Source organism: Paraglaciecola sp. MB-3u-78 (assembly GCF_002835935.1).
In the GTDB taxonomy this organism is placed as follows: domain Bacteria; phylum Pseudomonadota; class Gammaproteobacteria; order Enterobacterales; family Alteromonadaceae; genus Paraglaciecola.
Genome location: NZ_PJCF01000006.1, coordinates 866,349 through 881,622 on the forward strand (window position 1 = coordinate 866,349; position 15,274 = coordinate 881,622).

Sequence of the window (15,274 nt, forward strand, 5' to 3'; positions counted from 1 at the left end):
TTACATTGCCAAACTTAATGTTGTGGGTAGCAAGTTGATGAGCCGCCTACGTTTTGGTCTGCGCCTTAAATTACTTTTTTTCTCTTCTTTTTTATTGGCTATTCCTTGGCTGGGTTATCAATACGTATGGGAAATGGAAACCTATTTGCGTATCGGCCAAGAGCAAACGATGGTGGGAACCGCTCGCGCTGTAGCCACAGCATTACATGAACGGCCCGCTTTGTTTGATAGTCAATCGGCGTATTTAACTGACGTTAAACCGGGCACTGATTTATACGCCCATAAAATTGCCTACCCTATTCAATTAGATGGCAAGTTAGACGACTGGCAAGACTATCGTCATTTAGCCATTGCCTACGGCCAACAAAACCTGATAGACCCAATCCAAGATTATCAGTTAGATAGCTTGCACTTTAAACATATGGTGGGACAGTACGATAGATTTTTGTATGCCATGTTTGATGTCACTGATAACAAAGTATTACTCAGGCCAAGCAATAGCTTACGTATTGATAAGAATGACCATTTACAAATAGCCATGACCGATAAAAATGGTTTGTTTCAGCGCTATATCATTGCACCATCACAACCCGGTTGGGTGAACGCGTATTTGTTAAAAGATGACTTAAACTCATTACAGCCAGAAAGATTAGAAACTAAAATTCAGGGGCAATGGCGTAATACATCAAATGGTTATCAGCTTGAATTGCGTTTTCCTTTAGCCATGATGTCGAGCAAAATTGCTTTTGCAATTGTGGATGTTGATGATCCACACACTAGGGCCGTTGAACACATAATGGGCACGGCCAACCCATCTCAGTTGGATTCATTGGGCACAGTATTGGTACCTTCACCAGAAATAGAAAAAATCCTTAAGGGGCTTAAATACTCAAACGCAAGAGTATGGGTAGTGGATAAACATATGCGAGTGCTCGCTCGCTCGGGCAATATTCAAAGAGCATCTGGGGTGCAAACTAACTCACACCTTGGCTTTGGGAGTGGCACTAAATTACAGGGCCAAAACAGCTGGTGGAAATATATTGAAAACAACTGGTTGTTACCCCTTTATTATCAAGTATTGACTAAGCCGCCCGCTGATTTTGTAGATGATCTGCGGGATGCATTTGCTTTACAAGGCCAAGATATAAGCCAAGCATTAAATGGCAATCCAAGCTCTTTGTGGCGCTTAAGTTCAGACAATAAAGCGGTGATTATGTCGGCTGCTCATCCAATTTACATTGACAACGCGGTAATGGGGGCCGTTGTGGTTGAACAAACCACTAATGGTATTCGTACCCTTAGAAATAAAGCCCTCGAACAGCAGTTTCATTATATTTTACTGGTGATTTTGATCAGTACATTGGCATTATTTTTAATTGCTTCACGTATTTCTTGGCGTATTCGTAAACTTAGAAATGAAACCGAAAGTGCGATTGATCAACAAGGCAAAATTATTGGGGATATTGTTCCTTCTAATGCTCGGGACGAGATAGGCGACTTATCCCGTACCTTTACTCATGTGTTAAGCAGACTCAGTCAGTACAACACCTATTTAGAAAATATGGCTTCTCGTTTGTCTCATGAATTACGCACCCCTGTGGCGATTGTTAATTCCTCCTTAGACATTCTTTTATTAGAAGAACAAAATTCAGAGAAAAAACAATACGTGGACCGTGCTAAACAAGGTATTACCCGGTTAAGTAAAATATTGTCAAATATGAGCGAAGCCACGCGATTAGAGCAAGCGATTCAAAGCAACGATCGGGAAACATTTGATTTAGAGGAATTATTAAAAGGTTGCGTGGCTGGTTATCGCTTAGCCTACGCCACTAGAAAGTTTGATGTGCAAGTATCTGTGTCTAATTCGAGTTTTCATGGAGCGCCTGAGTTATTCGCCCAGATGTTAGATAAAATCATTGCCAATGCGGTTGAATTTAGTGACCACGATTCTACTATTAACCTACAGATGGTTAATAGCGATCCAGGTTATGTGCTGACTATCGCCAACCAAGGCCACTTGCTACCAGAGAAGATGCAACACCAATTACTTGATTCTATGGTTTCAGTGCGCAAACAACAAAACACCGAACAACCGCACCTGGGCTTAGGTTTATATATCGCTAAAATTATTGCCAAATATCACCAAGGTGATATCAGAATAGATAATCTTAAAGATAAATCTGGCGTAGTGGTGACCTTAGTGTTTAAGAATTAAAAGGCATGTGCAGTTTACCTTACTGTAGCTTAAAGCAGCTTAGCCTCGTTTGTGTTTACGTGCCATTCCCCAACCTATGATACCTGCACCGATGATTGCGCCAATCCAAGCATAAGGCTCAGTTGCGGGTGAAAGCTGTTTGGCAAAGACGATTGTCATCATCGAAAAAATGCACAGTCCCCAACCAAAAATTTCGACTTTACTTAAATACTTGGAGAGAAAAAAACGCGATTCTTTGGGTGTCTTTTGCATGCCTAACCTCTGTGGTTTTAAAACTTAATATACAATGAGTCATATTTGACAATACGATACCAGTTAAATCAAAAAATCCAAGGTTTTCAGTCTAAGTATCACTACCTTTCATTCCCTCAGAAGTTATCTCACTCAATTAAAAGTGAGCGTTTATCATGTATATAAATCTGGATGAATAAACGGAGCCATAGCAAGGAGGATGGCTTGTCTATATACACTTTCTCTTGTGGCCAAACCATTAGTTAAAAGGCCAATTGCACCGCCTTTTTGTTTGATATTGTCAGTATTAAACAACCTGTCCATAACATGACCTAGTTCTTCACCGCTTTTAAGTGCTTGATAAATTACCGGGGGTAAAGGCAGATTACAGCTGCGCCCAATAGACATATGTGTTTTATTTGCGATAGCTACAAAAGCAAACGTTGCTGGACCGTATTCGAATGAGTCGACGCCACCTTCAATGGCAACATAAAAGTCAGCCTGAGTGTGTTGTTGACAATATTCGATCCTGTTGATGGCACCAAGCTTTGTTTCTTCAGTTGTCATCGGTTGTTCAGCTACGCTTGAAGGCGCGTTTATGCCGACACATTCCACCTCTTTTAAAGACAATACGTCACAAATTGCTTTTTGAGCTGCGCTAATCTTCACTGGGTTTTTCGACCCGACTATAATTTTTATCATTCTGATCCTCGACGACTCATGAAATATCAATGGGGTAAATTATCTAAGCTAATCCCTTAAAATTGTAACACTAAGGGGGTTATTTATATTAAAACACTACTCGATTACCTTGATTCAGCACGATACAATGCTAGCAAGGTATTCAATAATAATAAGAGATATGTAGACCGCCATGAAGAATGTGCCTCCAGAGTCTTTGATCCGCACTTGGGTGTGGATGATGTCCGAAAACAACGATCCCGAATTGATGAATAAAGGTCGAAAAAATTTGATTAGTGCTTTTGGCAGTTTACAAAACGCTATTGAATATATTGAACAACAAGTTGATTCTATTGATCAGAAATAAAGCCATTTTCTTTTGAAAATTCATGGCTTGAAAGGGCATGTTCAATCAATTTATTTGGTTGAGTACCCTGAAAAGTTGTTACTACTTGATGGTTGTTGCCGTGCAGATATCAGTATGCTTGAGCAGTTTATTACTGTTGAGTTAAGCAGACCATTTTCTGATCTAAAGTTGATTGTTGTCACTCATATGCACCCAGATCATGCGGGAGCAGCCCACAAATTACGCAAAAAAACCGGTTGTGAAATTGTAAGTGCCAATATGCCTACTCAGTGGTACAAAGGCCTAAATGGGCGATTTATGCATCTAGTGGATATCGCCCTCGCGACCTGGGTGGCAAGTAGAATGGGTAAAACCAGAAAAAACTTATGGTATTCGCCATATCTTAAAATTGATTATGCATTGGCTGACCAAGCTAAATTGCCGGGTTTTGATGAATGGTGTGTGATGCTGACTCCAGGTCATACAGATCGAGATTTATCTGTGTTGCACCTACCTTCAAAACGCATTTATGTAGCAGATTTATTGGTCAAAGTTAAAGACCGCTTTATTCCGCCTATTCCAGTGAATTATCCTAACCAATATCGCGCTTCAATTTTAAAAGTACAGGCTTTGCAACCTGCTTCTATCATGTTAGCCCATGGCGGAGAAGTCACGTTATCTGAGCGAGATTTCGACCATGTGCTGACCGTAGCACCCAGAAAGCCTTTTACCATTTGGACCCCCGCTAAAAATAAATTAAAGCGTTTATTACTCAGAAAAAAAGGCTAAGACTAGCTAGTCTTAGCCTTTTTTAAATTGTTAACTCTGAATCATAATAGCTATCCAACCCAGTTCTTTTCCACTTAAGCCATATTGTTGACCTAAAATACCTGCTCGAATAGCAAAGGTCATCGCTGTAACTATTAGCGCTATACAACTTATACGAAAAACACATTTAGCATTTTTTTCTGAAAAATCAGTTGCTGCATTCATATTGTTTTACCTTATTTAATGCCGAGTATTTTATTGTTCATTTCAACGTCTTTTTCCACACCTGCAAAATCATCAAAGGCTTTGTCAGTGGGTCTTATCAGATGTTCGCTAATAAATTTAGCGCCCTCTGCTGCACCATCTTCGGGGTGTTTAATGCAACATTCCCATTCCATCACGGCCCAACCATCAAAATCGTACTGTGTCATTTTGCTTCAAATGGCTTTGAAGTCGATTTGACCATCACCTAAAGAGTGGAAACGGCCAGGTCTGTCTATCCAATCTTGATAACCGCCATATACCCGTGATCAATGAAAATGCTTGATTTTGTCTGATTTGAGGATCAGGCTGTACCTATGATTGATATTTCCCTTACACCCGACCAAAAAACCGCGCTAGAAGCGAGACATACGAAAGCCCGTGATGGAAGGGAGCGTGACCGTATTAAAGCGGTGTTGTTACGCAGTGAAGGGTGGACCGTCGCTAGAATTGCACAAGCCTTGCGTAAGAGTGAAGCCAGCATTACACGCCATATCGGTGATTACGCCAAACGTCTGAAGCTCAAGCCTGCGGGTGGTGGCTCTGCCAGTCATTTAAATACTGAGCAAACCCAGCAATTGGTTGCACACCTGTCAGATATCACTTACTTACACACCCATCAAATAGTGGCCTACATTCAAAAGACGTGGAAGATTACCTATTCAGTGTCTGGGTTAAATAAATGGCTCCACCAAAACGGCTTTAGTTACAAACAGCCTAAAGGTGTGCCTCATAAATTTGATGAGCAAAAGCAAGCTGCGTTTATCGAAGAATATGAAACGTTACGGGATAGCGTATCGGATGATGAGCCTATTTTATTCATGGATGCAGTGCATCCTACTCAAGCGACCAAGGTGACATCTGGATGGATACGTAAAGGGGTAGATAAACCCATTGAAACCACAGGCAGTCGCACCCGAATGAATGTTGTAGGCGCGATCCGGTTAAATCATTTAGCTGAAGCGGTAGTGCATGATTACGAGACTGTAAATGGCAGCACCATCATGGATTTTATGGAGCACCTAAAGCAGAGGTACTTAGCAAATAATACGCTTCATTTAGTGCTGGATGGGGCGGGTTATCATCGTTCCAAGGAGGTGAAAGACAAAGCGGCTGAATTAGGAATTACACTGCATTATCTGCCCCCATACAGCCCTAATCTGAACCCCATAGAGCGATTATGGAAAGTCATGAATGAATATGCTCGCAATAATCGATATTTCTCTAGCGCAAAGGAATTTCGACAACACATTCGGCATTTTTTTAACGTCACCCTTCCGGATATTGCTGACATATTAAACAGTCGGATAAATGATAACTTTCAGGTACTAAAACCTGCAAGTTGAAGTAACTTGGGTATATACACCGGATCGGCCATTGGGAGTGAATTCTGCATCTTTAACATGGAAGGCTTTAATTCGTTCATGATAAATGTCGATAAAAGCAAGGTAGTCGAGTTGTTGTAAAACAAAATGGCTGGGGTCATACAATATATTAGCTCGTGGATGATTATCGACCGCTTCTAAGAAGCGTTCAAAGGTCACTCCGTCGTGTAAATCTTCCCCTGGGTGAAGTTCGTAACAAACGTCTACACCGGCTTCATCAAAGGCGTTTAAAATAGGTAACCAACGTTTGGCTAATCCTGCTGCCCAATTACAAATCTCAGGAAAAGAATTAAAGGGTGTGTCATCGCTGGCGAACTGCGCAAGAAATATACCTGGGCCTTTAATGTGTTTCATTAAGCTACTCCTGAAACTGTTGAGGGGGATAAATTGAAGTCATGCCATTTCAATTCGGACTGGCTAAACTTCACCGTGATTTCGATAAACGCCATGCCACGAACTGCTTGGTCAATGCCAGGTACGTCGAATATTTCGTTTGAGCATGGAAGACCTTGTTCAAACGCTTGGATCTGTTTAGAAAAATTTTGGTAAATATTGGCAAAGGCTTCTAAATAACCCTCAGGATGCCCCGCGGGAATACGCATGGCTGCCTGAGCTGCGGAGCAAAATTTTCCCACTCCAGTGCGGATCAACTGAGTCGATTTTGTGTTGGATCTAAGCCATAAACTATTAGGCTCCATTTGTGACCAGTCGATACTGCCTTCGTCTCCATATACTCGTAAGCATAAGTTGTTTTCTTCGCCTACTGCTATTTGACTCGACATTAATACCCCACGAGCACCATTATCAAAGCGTAATAATACGGTGCCATCGTCGTCGATCTGACGGCCATCAAGCACAGCGTTTAAATCTGCACACATGGCTGAAATTTTTGTGTTTGTCACATATTCAGCCAAATTAGCAGCATGTACCCTAATGTCACCCATACAGCAACTGACACCTGCTCTTGATGGGTCAACACGCCACTGCGCCTGTTTACTAAGCTCATCATCTTTATTCGCCAACCAATTCTGGCTGTATTCCACAACCACTTTTTTGATTTTGCCCAAAACGCCTGTTGCTACTAAGTGTTTGGCTTGTTTAATCAAAGGATAACCGTTGTAGGAATGAGTGAGTCCGTATAGTTGTCTAGACGTTTTTAATACCTCTGCTAAATCCAATGCTTCTTGAAGTGTGAAAGTAGCGGGCTTATCGCTGAGTACATGAAATCCTGCTTCTAGTGCCGCTTTAGCGACAGGGAAATGCAAATGATTAGGCGTAACAATAGAGACAAACTGCATCCTTTGGTGTACCGGTAACTTCGCTTCTTCAGCGAACATTTGTGCATAATTTGCATAACAACGAGTAGCAGGTAAATACAATTGCTTGCCAGAAGAGATACTTTTTTCTGGGTCTGAACTGAAAGCACCGCATACTAATTCAATATTGCCATCTAGGTTAGCTGCCATCCGATGCACTGCACTGCACCAATAAATGCGTCTTGGCCGCCACCAACCATTCCCATTCTTATTTTTTTAGACTGTTCCATGGTGTTACCCAGTATTCATTGATTAGATTATGTTTAAAAGTGCGACTTTTAATATTGAAAATTTAGATGTGTCGAGCGGTGATTATACACCGACTTTACTTGAACTCATTCCCACCTTAAGGGGGACTTTGGCTCGGCTAGATGCCGATATTCAGTGTTTGCAAGAAGTCAATGGGCAGGAATTGGCAACACATACCGCCAATAATCCAAAACGTGAATTATCAGCTTTAGACACGTTAATTGTTGATACCCAGAGTGTTACTGCCATGTAGTTCTGCCATTGCCGAGTCAATTAAATTTAGTCATCTGCATCACGGAAAAGGTAACTTGTTAGATCATATGTTGATTTCACAGTCTATGTAACCTGATCTCTGGATAAGCCATACCGTCCAGCACCGCTATTATCAGGCCTATCTTCGTTGAACTTGCTCTCAATAGCTCGCTATTCCTTCACAAGCTCGCCTCGATAACTACAGCACTGGATATATTTATTAGCCTAATCAATAAAACTATCTAACATACTGTTTTTGTTATGATTACTTTTAGTGTTGCGGCACGTCTTATCCAGAGTTCAGGGTCATTAGAATTTGCCGAGATAACGGCTGTTTTTTCTACCATTTTTGACAATTGTTCTGCAACTAAATAACTCGAATGCTGCCTTGTTTCCAAACCAAAATAATAGGATAAGGCAGATACAAGCAGCGACACAACCACTGCCACCATTACAATGGCCAGGGCGACTCTGATATATAGTTTTTGACTAATGTTGATCAAATCTAAACAACACTTTTAGGGAATGAGTTACTGCGCTTGGAAAATTCAGGTCGTTTTCTGTCTGAATGCGGTTAATTATTGACTGCTTCTATTAAAGAGTTCACCTCTATAAGAAGTTTAACTCTAATTGAAAACAATAGCTGGAACCAGTATACATTTGCTTCCCTTTCATTTTATTTTAATAAATTTAGTTATGGGCCTCCCATCTGGTTATTATTTTTTCTGAACTAATCCTTGATTTATACGCAAAGAGCATGTAATTAATTGGTAATACGAATTCTTCCACACTTGGCGACCTAATATTCTTTAACTGATATTGAGCCAAGAGGCTCATGGAGTTAGTTAAACTCAGAAATAGGAAACAGACATGCTTAAACAACTCTTTACTGACCATCCAAAGTCCGTCAACGAAACATACATACAACATTTTTTTACCGCAATGAGTTTTTCAATGAAACTTTTTAAGGCAGCAATAGCATGCTTTATGCATGCTTTAGTACCAGGTTTATGTATCAAAACCGGCAGTAAAGCAATTACGGAGTTACATGTAAAAATGGTCACTTTTAGGGTTAAAGGTAGTAGCGAGGTCGCTTCAAATGAAGATCATGAGAGTTCGATAGAGTATATGATCTAGCGAGAGTCTAGATTGATATAGTGAATCAGCTTAACTGCAATATTTTTTTATCCCGTTGAGCCCTATACACCTCGCCAATCTTAACCGCACCAGTTTTAGACATAATGTCTCGACCTACATCAGCTGAAACAGACACCAGTAAACCTCCGTTTGTTTGCGGGTCCAGTAAACATTTAATGACCGCTAAATCTACATTATTGGTATGACATTGATGCAACATCGGCATTAATTGTGGCAGTAATGTGGACTCAAACCCTTGGCGACTTAATTCGAGCGCGCCGTTGATGAGAGGTACACTGTCCGTGGTGATGTTTATACCAAATGGTGTTCCTTTAAGCATTTCTAAAAGGTGTCCAATCAGACCAAAACCGGTTACGTCGGTGGCGGCGTGAACCTTTATATTTTTGAGAGTCAAAAAAAACGCTCTATTTGATTGCAGTAAATGACGCCACAGTGCTTCAATACTCTGAGTTGTTGCCTTACCTTGGGCATCGGCCGCGAGTATCAGTCCCGAACCCAATGGTTTATTTAAAAGTAACCAATCACCTTCTTGAAGGGCATTTTTTTGCCAATACGCGTCACCAGTTGCATTCACCACTAGCGCTAAGTGGGTCTCTATGCCCTCGGTACTATGGCCACCCACTAGTGTGGTTTCATGGTGCAGCAAGGTTTCAGTGACGCCTTGCATTAATCGTTTAAAATCTCGCTTGGTTAATCGCGGATGTGAAAACTTTAAATTGGCCCACACTTGGGCGCTGGTTGGCTGCAAACCCATGGCGTATAAATCGTTGACGGCGTGATGAGTCGCCGCGATACCCAATTTATAATCATCGTCACTAAAGGCGCGAAAACCATCAATGCTTTGTAATAACGATGTGTTGTTAATAACTGCAGCAACGGGCGCATCTTCTGCTTGTGTTAAATCAGTATCAAAGTGTTTATTGGGAAAAACACTGAGTTCTTTAAGGGTATCACTTAATAATTCAGGGCCAATTTTACTGCCACATCCAGCGCAATGCATAGGTTCGTTATTCATTGTAGGCATGGCGGGTAGGTTTTTAGAAAACAAGGCCATAAATTTTTGGTCTATTTGATCTTTCCATCGCCAAACCCATTCGCCATTTAAGCTTAACCAGCTCCGTTGGCCCACTGCATTTTTACCACCTAAAGAAATCAGCGACAAAAAATCGGTTTGTAGCGATACAGGTGTCATCACTTGTTGGCTAAATGCAGCACGTATGTTTTTAGTTAAAAAGGGTGCCGAACGCACCGCGTACACGCCCGCTTTGGGTCGAGGTGATTTAACCATGGTCGCCACATCACCGCAGGCAAAAACATCCTTGTGGGAAGTGCTTTGTAAAAACTGATTCACAGCAATAAACCCACTTTCGTCAGTATCCAGTCCGGCAAGTTTTGGCCATATAGGCGCAGTGGCTGGCGTGCACCAAATAGACCGTTGAATACTCAGTGAGTTGCCTGTGTCTGACTCAATTTCATTTTTAGTGACGCGGGAAACTCGAAACCCAGTAATTAAATCGATGTCGTACTGCTTGAGTGCAATAGTCACCTGTTTTTGTACGTTTTTATGAGAGCCCGGTAGTAATTTAGCGCCAGACTGCACCAGCGATAGCTTTAAAGCCTCGCCTGCCTGCTTAAACCGATAAGCAATAGCCAGCACCATTTCGATACCTGCCGCACCGCCACCAATAACCGCCCAGTGGGCGGTATTTTGTGTGGAACTCTTATCGTTAGTATCTTTGGTTTTTTCGGCAAGTAGTTTTCGCCACGTAGCAGTGAGTTGACTGACGGGTTTTACTCCAACAGCAAATTCACGGGCACCTTCAACATTGACGTTGGGTGTCGAACCGGTATTGATCGATACTTTGTCGTAGCCGATGCTGGCTTGGTTTTCTAATTGAATCGTTTTATTAGCGACATCAATGCCGTTAACGCGACCGTGAATTAACCGAACCTGTGCCGCTTTGCACAGTTTGTTTAAGTCTAAGTGTGTTTCTTCTTCGCTGTAATGCCCAGCAATGTAACCTGGCAGCATACCTGAATAAGGCGTTAACAACGTATCGGTAATGAGGGTTAAGCGCACATTTTTTATTGGCTTCATAGCCAATATTCTCAACACTAAGGAGTGGGAATGCCCACCGCCGATAAACACTAAGTCATGTTCATGCATGGTGATGTTTTCTTATAAAAGTATTGGTAACCGCTTTATTGCCGAGCCAATGTGTACATATGGGAATGATCACATTTTTACATAACATCATGTTGTGGCTAGCCATTGTATAATTTCCCCATGGGAGCCTTTGAAAATAGTTTTTTCGCTCTTTTGCTGGTACTGATATTCGTATATTGGGTCGTAATATTCACTGAGTAGTACGTGAATAATGTCGTCAAAACCAGACCACTGGTTTTGGCTTTTCAGTGCATTAATTGCCGAATCGAGTGTTGCATTAATCAACGTAAACTTAGCCCCTCCCAAGCGTTTTTTAATCCGCAAGACTGCATCTCGAATAAAGGCATCCAGTAAATCATAAGAGGTGTCGGGGTGACTTTTTTCATAATGTTCGAAAGCATCCATAAAATAATCCCGTCGGATGCGGGCAATACGCTCTTCATACGGGGCTTCAAGCAAAATGTTACTGGCGAACTTAGTCGCCGCTAAATACTCTGGAAATACTACAACGCGACCAATTAAACGTGATTCATCTTCAATCAGTACCGGTGAATCGTTAACATGGATGCGTTTTAACCATGCCACCGACCACGCATTTTCGAAATTAATTTGTGTAGGCTGTGGGACAAAGGTTTTACCAAAGGCACTGCCCCTGTGGTTTGCTAAACCCTCTAGGTCAATGGAATGTGGCCAATCGTTGATTACTTCTGTTTTACCGCTGCCGGTTTTACCAGAGAGAACAAGAAACCGACCTTCACTGGCTCGTTGTTGCAATTGCTCGAGCAGATAAGTGCGCATCGCTTTATAGCCACCTTCCACATAAGGTCGGTCTATGCCTAACTCATTCAGCCATTGCTGCGAAATGCGAGATCGTAAACCACCTCTAAAGCAATAAAAAATCCCGTCAGGGTGCTCATTAATGAAATTTTTCCATTGTTGTAAACGTTGCGCTTTTATATCCCCTAAAACTAATTGGTGGCCGAGTTCAAGCGCCGCATCAGAACCGTGCTCTTTATAGCAGGTACCTACTGCTTCGCGCTCGTCATCGTTCATCAATGGCGCATTGATACTAGAAGGAAAAGCCCCTTTAATAAACTCGATGGGCGCGCGTACGTCTATCATCGGCGTATCGGATAAAAACAGCTGTTTGAAGTCGGTGATAGATTGCAAAATGAGGACTCAGATGGTGTGAAAATGTATTATGGCGCGCTACGGGGGGTGAACTCAAATAAGATTCAGTATTTATTGATTTCTATGCCAGATAAATCAGGCGTAAAGTTCAAATTGGTTGTTGTCTAGAGTCATTAACTGCATCAGTTTGGGATGCACAAAGAGTTTTTCTTTGCCTACTTGTTGTTCTTGCAATACACCAATATCTACCAGTTGTTTAAGGTACACAGATGCGGTTTGCCGTTTGGCAATGTCTTTATCTACTAGATTGGCGATACGACAATAAGGTTGCTCGAAAATAACTTGCACTAATTCGAAGCTGTACATTTTTGGCAAGTTTAGCCTGATAAACTCGCTGGTATGTTCAATCAACTCTTTAACCGCGGCTATTTTAGCCGAAGTCCAATTAGCCATCTCGGTAACGCCAGATAACATGTAGATGATCCACGCTTGCCAGTCACCGTTTTTGGTTACTGCATTTAGCAGCGCGTAATATTGCGCTTTGTGCTGCACAATGTAGCGACTTAAATACAAGATTGGCAGGGTTAACAAGTCTTGCTCTATCAAATACAGAATATTCAATATTCGCCCAGTTCGGCCGTTGCCATCATGAAAGGGGTGAATGGCTTCAAACTGGTAATGACTGATGGTCATTTTAATAAGAGGATCCACCCCGTCGTCAGTGTGCAGAAATTGCTCCCAATTACTGAGTAAATCACGGATTTGCTTTTCACCCACGGGCGGTGTGTAAATAATCTCACCGCGACTGTTATTTGCAAAAAAATTAGCAATAACAGTGCCCGGCACTTTACGTACATCCATTTGCGTGCCTTTTAAGGTGCTGCATACCTCAATTGCGGTATTGGTGCACAAAGGGCGCTGTTTTAGCCGCATAAAGCCATCATATAAAGCTGTGCGATAACGCAAAGCTTCTTTAGTGGCAGGGTCGGCTTGGCTGTCTTCCTGCGCATGTTGAAACAACTTATCTGAGGTGGTGATGATGTTCTCAATCTCAGAGCTGTCTTTTGCTTCTAACAAGGGTAATAAATTAATCAGTAGACCTTGATTGGGCAATAATGCCCCGGCCTGCTTAAGTTCTGCCAAGGCGGCGCGAGCCGGAATACAGGCTTTAAGCACAGCAACAGAATCCACTACCTCTGCTGCGGGTGGCAGTGGCGGAAGTTGATTAAATGGAATATCGGGCTGCCAAGTCATGTTTATTTTATCTTATTTTGTCGACATGAAGTGAGTATAGGTTGATGGGATCGACAGGTAAAGTAATTATGTCGACAAATTTCAGTTTTTTCGACACGTATTGTGCTCATGTCGATGTTATCGACATGAGGGCTTAACATGTTTATAAAATTAATTTTTATGTACACGATTGACGCTATGTATATAGGTTATTAGGTTTCTTATACATGTTATGTTTCTTATGTATAGGTAATTGGATTTGCTGTCTTTGCATTTTTTATCCGTCTAGGCCCACATTGCATCACTAAGTTCATCCAAAACGATATCAAGCTGATTGGCCAAGACTTTGTCTAGTTGTTTGGCTAAGCAATACTTTATCCAACTGTTTGGCACCACCGTGTTCGGCAAAACAGCTGTTAATAAACTCGATCAACGTCTACGATCCTTTGCTCTTCTGATACCCTGTCGGGCACTGCCATCCTTGGCAGGTATCTCACAGAATCCCTTTCTGTGCGACTTACTTCTTTTCTAAAGCCAAAAGAAGTAAGCAAGAAAGGCCGCTCGCCAAGTTATGTTCTTCATCCAATTATTTATGAGATTTAGCCGGTTCATCGCAACTAGGTTCAAAACCTTCAAAGTAGTCAATCACACGTCCCTGATGATCGGCACCCAATCTCGACTTCCGTGTCGAGCTGTTCAACTGGGCGAAGCTGTGCTTCTAAAAATTCCAGTTTCACCCTACTAAATCTCATAAATAATTGGCGAACATAGATGCGAGGGGGAGGGGGAAAAGCATCGGTTTTACCGACAGAAATTTAGGTTTATTTGTTATGAATTAACGTGGATGTCCTGTTAATTTTTAGTCATTTACCAGATTAGGGGGAGGAAGCCTTTTGAGTGGTTGGTTATCCCTCAGTGCGCCTCAACTCACTTGGTGTCATGACATATTGTCTTTGAAATGCTTTGCTTAAGGTTCGAGCAGAAGCAAAACCAACTTGTTCGGCGACTTGTTCCAAATTCGCATTTGAGTATTTGATTAAATTATAAGCTTTCATCATCCGCCAGTTCAAAATATACGCCATAGGCGCTAAACCGACTGACGACTGGAAGTGTCTCACCAGAGTGGCACGAGACATGCCTATTCGCTCGCCTAAACTAGTGATAGACCAATTAAAATTGGGCTCTAGATGGATCAAGGTCAAGGCTTTATGTATGCGTTTATCTTGCAAAGCCGCTAAAAATCCAGTGATTTCCTTGTTTTTATGGATATAACGATTAAGTAATTGTAAAAATAGCACTTCGGTTAGGCGATCTACTATGGTGTCACGCTTTCCCCGTGCACGGTGCATTTCCGATTCGATGAGCTTCACAGCCATCCAAATGGGATCGGCTGATGTTAACTCTCGAAAGTGCAATACTTGAGGCAATGAATCAAGGAGCGGATGACTTGACGCTTTGTCATAGTGCACAATCCCACACATTAAACTTTGGGTGATTTCGCCTTGCTGAAAAAGCGGATCCCCTAATTCGCATGCCTCTCCTGCCCGAAGGCTCGATATGAGCGTCCTACCTGGCTGATCGGCTACCCAATGAGAGCGACCGCTGGGTAACATGACAATTTCCATGTGATGAACATTGACGGGTGCTGCGTTGTCGGAGCCCACATAAAAACTCCCCGACATGGCGATATGAAAACGTGGAATATCTACTTCGTGCAAAGACATACCCCACGGAGCCGCCAAATCTGAACGAAAAAATATTGAGCCTTTAAAACGCAATGTTTCAAGCACATCTCCTACTACATTAAACTCAGCTTCGTCATGATTGATTCTTTCAGGCACTTTTAAGCGTCTCCTAGATACCAGCTAATGGGTTCATTTA

The 15,274-nt window shown here is 42.0% G+C and carries 12 protein-coding genes and 4 pseudogenes; 6 read left to right on the forward strand and 10 right to left on the reverse strand.

Annotated features, from left to right (window positions below; all coding sequences use genetic code 11):
• Positions 1–37: 37 nt before the first annotated feature.
• Complete coding sequence (gene pdsS, locus CXF95_RS18345; protein WP_101200117.1) at positions 38–2,215, forward strand: proteobacterial dedicated sortase system histidine kinase; 2,178 nt, start codon at positions 38–40, stop codon at positions 2,213–2,215.
• Positions 2,216–2,254: 39 nt separating this feature from the next.
• Here pdsS and CXF95_RS18350 read toward each other — a convergent pair whose 3' ends face one another.
• A complete protein-coding gene (locus CXF95_RS18350; RefSeq protein ID WP_101200011.1) occupies positions 2,255–2,467 on the reverse strand; it encodes a hypothetical protein in 213 nt (70 codons plus the stop codon).
• 153 nt (positions 2,468–2,620) lie between these two features.
• A complete protein-coding gene (gene yjjX / locus CXF95_RS18355) occupies positions 2,621–3,148 on the reverse strand; it encodes an inosine/xanthosine triphosphatase (protein WP_101200012.1) in 528 nt (175 codons plus the stop codon).
• A 172-nt stretch (positions 3,149–3,320) separates the two neighbouring features.
• Here yjjX and CXF95_RS30035 point away from each other — a divergent pair, with 172 nt between their 5' ends.
• A complete protein-coding gene (locus tag CXF95_RS30035) occupies positions 3,321–3,494 on the forward strand; it encodes a hypothetical protein (RefSeq protein ID WP_198556621.1) in 174 nt (57 codons plus the stop codon).
• Positions 3,495–3,506: 12 nt separating this feature from the next.
• The gene (locus CXF95_RS18360; RefSeq protein ID WP_101200013.1) at positions 3,507–4,262 is read left to right on the forward strand and encodes an MBL fold metallo-hydrolase; all 756 of its coding nucleotides are present in this window, start codon (positions 3,507–3,509) and stop codon (positions 4,260–4,262) included.
• Positions 4,263–4,304: 42 nt separating this feature from the next.
• On the opposite strand, the pseudogene CXF95_RS18365 reads toward CXF95_RS18360, so the two are convergent.
• Both CXF95_RS18365 and CXF95_RS18370 read right to left on the reverse strand, forming a co-directional pair.
• Positions 4,305–4,466, reverse strand: a pseudogene (locus tag CXF95_RS18365) (MFS transporter); the annotation flags it as partial.
• A gap of 11 nt (positions 4,467–4,477) precedes the next feature.
• A pseudogene (locus tag CXF95_RS18370) lies at positions 4,478–4,765 on the reverse strand (sugar phosphate isomerase/epimerase family protein); the annotation flags it as partial.
• Between the two features lie 57 nt (positions 4,766–4,822).
• On the opposite strand from CXF95_RS18370, the gene CXF95_RS18375 reads away from it, so the two are divergent.
• Complete coding sequence (locus CXF95_RS18375; RefSeq protein WP_198556590.1) at positions 4,823–5,848, forward strand: IS630 family transposase; 1,026 nt, start codon at positions 4,823–4,825, stop codon at positions 5,846–5,848.
• A 12-nt stretch (positions 5,849–5,860) separates the two neighbouring features.
• Here the strand turns inward: CXF95_RS18375 and CXF95_RS18380 are convergent.
• Positions 5,861–6,148: pseudogene (locus CXF95_RS18380) on the reverse strand (sugar phosphate isomerase/epimerase family protein); the annotation flags it as partial.
• 92 nt (positions 6,149–6,240) lie between these two features.
• Positions 6,241–7,433 (reverse strand): annotated as a pseudogene (locus CXF95_RS18385) (Gfo/Idh/MocA family protein).
• Positions 7,434–7,462: 29 nt separating this feature from the next.
• Here CXF95_RS18385 and CXF95_RS18390 point away from each other — a divergent pair.
• Both CXF95_RS18390 and CXF95_RS18400 read left to right on the forward strand, forming a co-directional pair.
• Positions 7,463–7,705 carry a hypothetical protein gene (locus CXF95_RS18390; RefSeq protein WP_101200014.1) on the forward strand — a complete coding sequence of 81 codons (243 nt, stop codon included), beginning with the start codon at positions 7,463–7,465 and terminating at the stop codon, positions 7,703–7,705.
• A gap of 869 nt (positions 7,706–8,574) precedes the next feature.
• On the forward strand, positions 8,575–8,841 hold the full coding sequence (locus CXF95_RS18400) for a DUF6356 family protein (protein ID WP_101200015.1): 267 nt from the start codon (positions 8,575–8,577) through the stop codon (positions 8,839–8,841).
• A gap of 25 nt (positions 8,842–8,866) precedes the next feature.
• On the opposite strand, the gene selD is transcribed toward CXF95_RS18400, so the two are convergent.
• The 4 genes from selD to CXF95_RS18420 all read right to left on the reverse strand — a co-directional run bounded on the left by selD (position 8,867) and on the right by CXF95_RS18420 (position 15,234).
• Positions 8,867–11,029 (reverse strand): selenide, water dikinase SelD, encoded by a 2,163-nt coding sequence (gene selD, locus CXF95_RS18405; RefSeq protein WP_101200016.1) that lies wholly within the window; start codon positions 11,027–11,029, stop codon positions 8,867–8,869.
• 87 nt (positions 11,030–11,116) lie between these two features.
• A complete protein-coding gene (gene mnmH / locus CXF95_RS18410) occupies positions 11,117–12,199 on the reverse strand; it encodes a tRNA 2-selenouridine(34) synthase MnmH (protein WP_101200017.1) in 1,083 nt (360 codons plus the stop codon).
• Positions 12,200–12,295: 96 nt separating this feature from the next.
• Positions 12,296–13,414: a protein adenylyltransferase Fic gene (fic, locus tag CXF95_RS18415; protein ID WP_101200018.1), complete on the reverse strand. Its 1,119-nt coding sequence runs from the start codon at positions 13,412–13,414 to the stop codon at positions 12,296–12,298.
• Between the two features lie 884 nt (positions 13,415–14,298).
• Positions 14,299–15,234, reverse strand: a complete 936-nt coding sequence (locus CXF95_RS18420) for an AraC family transcriptional regulator (protein ID WP_232787910.1) — start codon at positions 15,232–15,234, stop codon at positions 14,299–14,301.
• Positions 15,235–15,274: the final 40 nt, after the last annotated feature.

What these genes read in the sequence shown, in the direction of transcription:
- pdsS (WP_101200117.1), top strand. Translation starts at nt 38, where the DNA reads ATGAGCCGCCTACGTTTTGGTCTGCGCCTTAAATTACTTTTTTTCTCT.
- CXF95_RS18350 (WP_101200011.1), bottom strand. Translation starts at nt 2,467, where the DNA reads ATGCAAAAGACACCCAAAGAATCGCGTTTTTTTCTCTCCAAGTATTTA.
- yjjX (WP_101200012.1), bottom strand. Translation starts at nt 3,148, where the DNA reads ATGATAAAAATTATAGTCGGGTCGAAAAACCCAGTGAAGATTAGCGCA.
- CXF95_RS30035 (WP_198556621.1), top strand. Translation starts at nt 3,321, where the DNA reads ATGAAGAATGTGCCTCCAGAGTCTTTGATCCGCACTTGGGTGTGGATG.
- CXF95_RS18390 (WP_101200014.1), top strand. Translation starts at nt 7,463, where the DNA reads ATGTTTAAAAGTGCGACTTTTAATATTGAAAATTTAGATGTGTCGAGC.
- CXF95_RS18400 (WP_101200015.1), top strand. Translation starts at nt 8,575, where the DNA reads ATGCTTAAACAACTCTTTACTGACCATCCAAAGTCCGTCAACGAAACA.
- selD (WP_101200016.1), bottom strand. Translation starts at nt 11,029, where the DNA reads ATGCATGAACATGACTTAGTGTTTATCGGCGGTGGGCATTCCCACTCC.
- fic (WP_101200018.1), bottom strand. Translation starts at nt 13,414, where the DNA reads ATGACTTGGCAGCCCGATATTCCATTTAATCAACTTCCGCCACTGCCA.